General features: G+C 77.3%; 5 protein-coding genes. 2 read left to right on the forward strand and 3 right to left on the reverse strand.

Annotated elements, in window-relative coordinates:
* Positions 1-313 precede the first annotated feature (313 nt).
* On the reverse strand, positions 314-1,159 hold the full coding sequence (locus tag G6556_RS20310; RefSeq protein WP_346774951.1) for a DUF2599 domain-containing protein: 846 nt from the start codon (positions 1,157-1,159) through the stop codon (positions 314-316).
* Between the two features lie 22 nt (positions 1,160-1,181).
* A complete protein-coding gene (locus tag G6556_RS16455) occupies positions 1,182-1,745 on the reverse strand; it encodes a hypothetical protein (RefSeq protein WP_166943850.1) in 564 nt (187 codons plus the stop codon).
* A 190-nt stretch (positions 1,746-1,935) separates the two neighbouring features.
* Here G6556_RS16455 and purL point away from each other — a divergent pair, with 190 nt between their 5' ends.
* On the forward strand, positions 1,936-4,350 hold the full coding sequence (gene purL, locus G6556_RS16460) for a phosphoribosylformylglycinamidine synthase subunit PurL (protein WP_166943852.1): 2,415 nt from the start codon (positions 1,936-1,938) through the stop codon (positions 4,348-4,350).
* Between the two features lie 56 nt (positions 4,351-4,406).
* Here purL and G6556_RS16465 read toward each other — a convergent pair whose 3' ends face one another.
* A complete protein-coding gene (locus G6556_RS16465; protein WP_166943854.1) occupies positions 4,407-4,829 on the reverse strand; it encodes an Ig-like domain repeat protein in 423 nt (140 codons plus the stop codon).
* Positions 4,830-4,993: 164 nt separating this feature from the next.
* Here G6556_RS16465 and rsgA point away from each other — a divergent pair, with 164 nt between their 5' ends.
* Complete coding sequence (rsgA, locus tag G6556_RS16470) at positions 4,994-6,043, forward strand: ribosome small subunit-dependent GTPase A (RefSeq protein ID WP_166943863.1); 1,050 nt, start codon at positions 4,994-4,996, stop codon at positions 6,041-6,043.
* The last annotated feature ends 139 nt before the right edge of the window (positions 6,044-6,182 follow it).

The raw sequence follows: 6,182 nt of genomic DNA on the forward strand, positions 1-6,182 counted from the left end.
GTCCCCGGTGGTCCGGAACCAGACCGGTGGGTCGGGAATTCCCGGGACGGGGCGACGCGGCGGGCGCGAGGGGCGGAGCGGTGCTCCGGAGGCGGGCCGGCGCGTGGAGGACGCGGAGGTCGGCCGGGCGCGTCAGCGACGCGCGGGCGTCAGGGACGCGGGGCGCTCAGCGACGACAACAGCACGCGGCGGTCGACGCGGGTCGACAGGCGCGGGTGCGTGCGGGGGTGGTCGTCTGGCGCATGATGCGGATGACTGTAGCAACAACCGACCAGGTGGCGGACCGGCGGTCCGGCATGCGGGCGGGCGCGCGTCAGGACGGGTTGCAGAGCGCCGCGATCGTCTCGAGCAGGCCGACGTCCGGGCGCCACGGCTCCAGGTTCCAGGTGGCCTTGTCGGGCGCCCCGATCAGGTGGCAGGTCAGCTGGTCGCGCACGTTCTGCGCGTCGGCCTCCGGCTCCGCCGCGACCAGGGCCGACCACACCGCCTCCTCGGCGGCCAGGCTGCCCCGGCGGGCCCAGGCGGCCGGCTCGACCGCGAGCGAGCGCCCGCCCTCGTCGGCCAGGTCGCGCCAGGTCGCGTCGAGGACGGCGGTCGCGGCGAACGTCGCGGTGACCGTCCCGCCCGCGGCGCCCGACCCGGCGGCGCCCTCGGCCAGCCACGTCACCGAGCCGTCGTCGGCGGTGCGGACCCGGACCGTGCGGCCGGCGGGGTCGTCCAGCAGGGGCGCGGTCAGCCCGGCGAGCACCGACCCGCCGGCGTCCCGGACCACCGCGGACAGGTCGTCGAGCACGTCGAGCGTGCCGCCCTCCGGCGGTGCCAGGGTCGCGACCGTCACCAGGGTGGCGGCCGGGTCGTCGGCGGGCACCGGGACCGCGAGGAGAACCGCGTCGTCGTCGGTCGCCGTGCCGGCCGGAGCGCCGGCCGGTGCCAGCACGGACAGCGTGACGGCTCCCGAGACCACGGGGACCCCGTCGGCGCGGACGGCTGCGGCACCGGGCGCGGCGCCGTCCGGGTCGGTCGTGGCGGTGGCGCTGGGCGCGGCCGACGCGGTGCCGGGAGTGGCGTCGGGGCCGGGCCCGCCGGTGCAGCCGGCCAGCAGCAGCGCCCCCAGGAGGGCCGCGGCCGCGCAGGCCCGGCGTTCGGTGCGTCGCGTCACCCGGACATTGTGGGGGCGCCGGTCAGGATTGCGGGTCCCAGGCGTATCCCGCGTCCCGGAACGCCCGCTCGAGGTCGCGCGCGGGGATGCCGGTCGTCGCCCGCGCCAGCTCGGTCCCGTTGGTCGCCAGCAGCACCAGCGCCCCGTCGTCGTGCAGCGCCTCGCGGACGTCCGCGCGCAGGTAGGTGCGCCGCTTCCGGCCGCGGACGACCACGACGCGCTCGGGGGACACCTCGAACCGCGGCTCCTTCTCGACCTCGCCCGCCGCGACGACGCACCCGAGCACGGCGCCGGCCGCGACCAGCGCCACCGCGCCCCACGCGCCCCAGCCGTCGACCACCCGGTCGACCGTCACCAGGACACCGCGCCACGGCAGGACGTCCAGCGAGAGCAGCCAGCCGCGCAGCAGGTGCAGCGCCGCGCCGAGCGCCGCGCCGCCGCCCACCAGGAGCCCGTACGTCCACGCCACGTCGCGCCCCGGGTACGTGAGCACCGTGGTCCGGGGCTCCGCGCCCCGGGACGCCGGGACGCCGAGGAGGCCCGGGACCTGCGGGACGTCGGGGGATCCGGGGCTGGGAGCCGTCATGCCGGCAGGCTACGAGCGCCCGGCCGTCGCGCGCGTCCACCTCCGTGCGGAGGGCGGGACCATCCGCGGGCGGACGTCCGGCCGGGGCGTCCGGCGCGGGTAACCTGGGTCACGTCTGCCGATGCCCGCCCGCCGCCGCCGGCCCGGTCCCCGACCGCCGCGCCTGCGGGCCCCCAGCCCGAGGGATTCGATGACCAGCGCCCCCACCGCCTCGCAGCACCCCGCCGAGCCGACCTCGGGCCACGTGTCCGACACCGTCGACCACGCCGCGGCCACCCCCGACCAGGAGCAGCCGTTCGCGGAGCTCGGCCTCAAGCCGGACGAGTACCAGCGCATCCGCGACATCCTGGGCCGCCGCCCCACGGCCGCCGAGCTCGCCATGTACTCGGTCATGTGGTCGGAGCACTGCTCGTACAAGTCGAGCAAGACCCACCTGCGGAAGTTCGGCGAGCGCGTCACGCCGGAGATGACCGAGCACCTGCTGGTCGGCATCGGCGAGAACGCCGGCGTGGTCGACATCGGCGACGGCTGGGCGGTGACGTTCAAGGTCGAGTCGCACAACCACCCGTCGTACGTCGAGCCGTACCAGGGCGCCGCGACCGGCGTCGGCGGCATCGTCCGCGACATCATCTCGATGGGCGCGCGGCCGGTGGCCGTGATGGACCAGCTGCGGTTCGGCGCGGTCGACCACCCGGACACCGCCCGCGTGGTGCACGGCGTCGTGTCGGGCGTCGGCGGCTACGGCAACTCGCTCGGCCTGCCGAACATCGGCGGCGAGCTCGTGTTCGACGCCTCGTACCAGGGCAACCCGCTGGTCAACGCGCTGTGCCTCGGGGTGCTGCGGCACGAGGACATCCACCTGGCGAACGCCTCGGGCGTGGGCAACAAGGTCGTCCTGTTCGGCGCGCGCACCGGCGGCGACGGCATCGGCGGCGCCTCGATCCTCGCCTCGGAGACGTTCGACGACACCAAGCCGTCGAAGCGACCGTCGGTGCAGGTCGGCGACCCGTTCATGGAGAAGGTGCTCATCGAGTGCTGCCTGGAGCTGTACGCGGCCCGCGTGGTCGAGGGCATCCAGGACCTCGGCGCGGCCGGCATCTCCTGCGCCACGTCCGAGCTCGCGTCCAACGGCGACGGCGGCATGCACGTCGACCTGGAGAACGTGCTGCTCCGCGACCCCACGCTGACCGCCGGCGAGATCCTCATGTCGGAGTCGCAGGAGCGGATGATGGCGGTCGTCACGCCGGAGAAGCTCGACGAGTTCCTGGCCATCACGTCGAAGTGGGACGTCGAGACCGCCGTGATCGGCGAGGTCACCGGCACCGGCCGCCTGACGATCGACCACCACGGGCAGCGGATCGTCGACGTCGACCCGAAGACCGTCGCGCACGAGGGTCCGGTCTACGACCGCCCGTACTCCCGCCCCGAGTGGCAGGACGGCCTGGTCGCCGACTCGGTCAGCACACCCGAGGGCGCCGAGCGGTACGCCCGCCCGTCCACCCCGGAGGAGCTGCGCGCCACGGTGCTCGCGCTGCTCGCGTCCCCGAACCTGGCGTCCAAGGCCTGGGTCACCGACCAGTACGACCGGTTCGTGCAGGGCAACACCGCGCTCGCGCAGCCCGACGACGCCGGCGTGGTCCGCGTCGACGAGACGACCGGCCTCGGCGTGGCCCTGGCCACCGACGCGAACGGCCGGTACGCCAAGCTCGACCCGTACGCCGGCGCGCAGCTCGCGCTCGCCGAGGCGTACCGGAACGTCGCGGCGTCCGGCGCGAAGCCGCTCGCGGTCACCGACTGCCTCAACTTCGGCAGCCCCGAGGACCCGGCGTCCATGTGGCAGCTCGTGCAGGCGATCGAGGGCCTCGCCGACGCGTGCGCCGTGCTGGGCACCCCGGTCACCGGCGGGAACGTGTCGCTCTACAACGGCACCGGCGAGCCCGGGAAGATCGACTCCGCCATCCACCCGACGCCGGTCGTCGGCGTGCTCGGCGTGATGGACGACGTCGCGGAGGCCACGCCGTCCGGCTGGACCACCGCCGGCCAGTCGGTCTACCTGCTCGGCACGACGCGGGCGGAGCTCGACGGCTCCGCGTGGGCCGACGTCGCGCACGCCCAGCTCGGCGGCACCCCGCCGCGGGTCGACCTGGAGGCCGAGCGGAAGCTCGCGACCGTGCTGGTCCGGGCCTCGCGGGACGACCTGGTCGACGCCGCGCACGACCTGTCCGAGGGCGGGCTCGCCCAGGCGCTCGTCGAGTCCTCGCTGCGGTACGGCGTCGGCGTGCAGGTCGACCTCGCCGCGCTGTGCGAGCGCGACGGCGTGACGCCGTTCGAGGCGCTGTTCTCCGAGTCGACCGCCCGGGCGGTCGTCGCCGTGCCGCGGTCGGAGGCCGTGCGGTTCGAGGACCTGTGCACCGCGCAGGGCGTCCCGGCGCTGGCGATCGGCGTGACCGCCGAGACCTGCAGCCCCGGCGCCGGCGCCCCGACCCAGGAGGCCCCGGAGCAGCACGTGCACGCCCCGGCCGTCGAGGTCACGGGCCTGTTCACGCTCCCGCTGGCCGAGGCCCGCGCGGCGCACGAGGGCACGCTGCCGCGCTACTTCGGCTGACCGCGCCGACGGACCGGCCCGCCTCCCGCGAGCGGCGGGCCGGTCCGCGCGGGTCGTCAGCCCGCCGCCGGCGCAGCGGCCGGGACGGGGACGACGACGACCTTCGAGCCGGCGCCGTTGACCTTCGCCGCCCCGCTGAACACGGCGGTGAGCCGGTGGGCGCCGGGCGCGAGGTCCAGCGGGACGCTCGCGGCGCCGGAGACGAGCGCGCCGGAGCTCACGACGGAGGTCCCGTCGAGCAGCTGGTACGTGCCGGTGACGACCGTCTTCGGCGCGGTCACGGTGACGACCGCGCGGTAGTCGGTCGTGGCCGGGGTGGTCGCCACCGGCGTCACGCGGAGCGTCACCTGGGCGGCGACCTTCGCGGCCGGCGCGGGAGCCGGGGGCTTCGGCCCGGCGAGCGCCGCGCCGGCGGTGCCGAGCGACAGGGTGGTGGCGAGGGCCAGCGCCAGGGCGGCGCGGCGGGGGGAGCGGTGCATGGGTACTCCTGGTCCGTGCGGACGCCGACGGCTGGCTGCATCGACTCCGACCGGACGATCGGGCGGCACCGGGCCGGTGTGACCGGTCGGCGGCCGATCTCACCCGCGCCCCGTGGGGGAAAACCGCTCGCCCGTCGCCGGTCCCGCTCCCTAGCGTCGGCCCCATGGAACACGGTGGTGCCGCCCTCGGGCGGGTCGTGCGCGTCGACCGCGGCGCGGTGCTCGTGCTGCCCGCCGGGGCCGGGTCGGGGGCCGACGAGCCCGTCCGGGTCCCGCTGCCCGGCGAGGGCCTCGTGCCCCTGCTCGACGCGGACGGCGTCCCCGGCGACGCGGTGCCGCCGGCCGTCGGCGACCACGCCGTGCTGGGCACCGGCCCGGACGGCGCGCCCGCCCTGGACGCCCTGCGCCCGCGCCGCACCGCGGTGGTGCGGGACGGCGCCGACCGGACCTCGCGGGCCCAGGTGCTGGCCGCGAACGTCGACGTCGTGCTCGTCGTCGAGCACCTCGACCCCGACCCGAGCCCCGGCCGCGTGGAGCGGCTGCTGACCCTGGCCTGGCGGTCGGGGGCGACGCCGGTCGTGGTGCTGACCAAGGCCGACCTGGTGCCGGACCCCGACGGGATGGCCGACGAGGTCCGGGCGATCGCGATCGGCGCCGACGTGCATGCCGTGAGCGTCGCGGCCGGCACGGGTCTCGAGCCGCTGCGCGCCCTGCTCGGGCCCGGGCGGACGCTCGTCGTGGTCGGCCCGTCGGGCGCCGGGAAGTCGACGCTGGTGAACGCCCTCGCCGGGGCGGAGGTGATGGCGACGGGTGACCGCCGGGCGGACGGGCGCGGCCGGCACACGACCGTGCACCGGGAGCTCGTGCCGCTCGCCGGGGGCGCGTGCCTGATCGACACCCCGGGGCTCCGGGGCGTCGGGCTGGTCGCGGACGCCGCGGCGCTGGACGCGACCTTCGCCGACGTGGCCGACCTCGCGGCGGGCTGCCGGTTCGCCGACTGCGCGCACCGGACCGAGCCGGGCTGCGCGGTGCTGGCGGCCGTCGAGGACGGGACGTTGCCGGCCCGGCGGCTCGACTCCTGGCGGCGGCTCGCCCGGGAGGCGGCCTACCAGGAGCGCCGCGCGGACGCCGCGCTGGCCGCCGCCGAGCGGAACCGGGTGCGCCGCGCGACGGCCGCCTACCACCGGTTCCAGCAGGGCCGGCCGGCGCGCTGAGCCGGCCGGGCGGGCCGTGGGCGGCGGAGGGCCCGACCGGGCGGCGGGTGCCCCGGACCCGGCCGCGGCGTCAGCCGGCGCGCACCGCCAGCGCGATGACGGCGCCGACCGCCGCCAGCCCGGCCAGTGCCGCCCCGAG

This window comes from Cellulomonas sp. IC4_254, assembly GCF_011603975.1.
Lineage (GTDB): Bacteria > Actinomycetota > Actinomycetes > Actinomycetales > Cellulomonadaceae > Cellulomonas.

Excerpts from the sequence above, each read along its gene's own strand:
- G6556_RS16465 (WP_166943854.1), bottom strand. The coding sequence starts at position 4,829 with ATGCACCGCTCCCCCCGCCGCGCCGCCCTGGCGCTGGCCCTCGCCACC.
- purL (WP_166943852.1), top strand. The coding sequence starts at position 1,936 with ATGACCAGCGCCCCCACCGCCTCGCAGCACCCCGCCGAGCCGACCTCG.
- G6556_RS16455 (WP_166943850.1), bottom strand. The coding sequence starts at position 1,745 with ATGACGGCTCCCAGCCCCGGATCCCCCGACGTCCCGCAGGTCCCGGGC.
- rsgA (WP_166943863.1), top strand. The coding sequence starts at position 4,994 with ATGGAACACGGTGGTGCCGCCCTCGGGCGGGTCGTGCGCGTCGACCGC.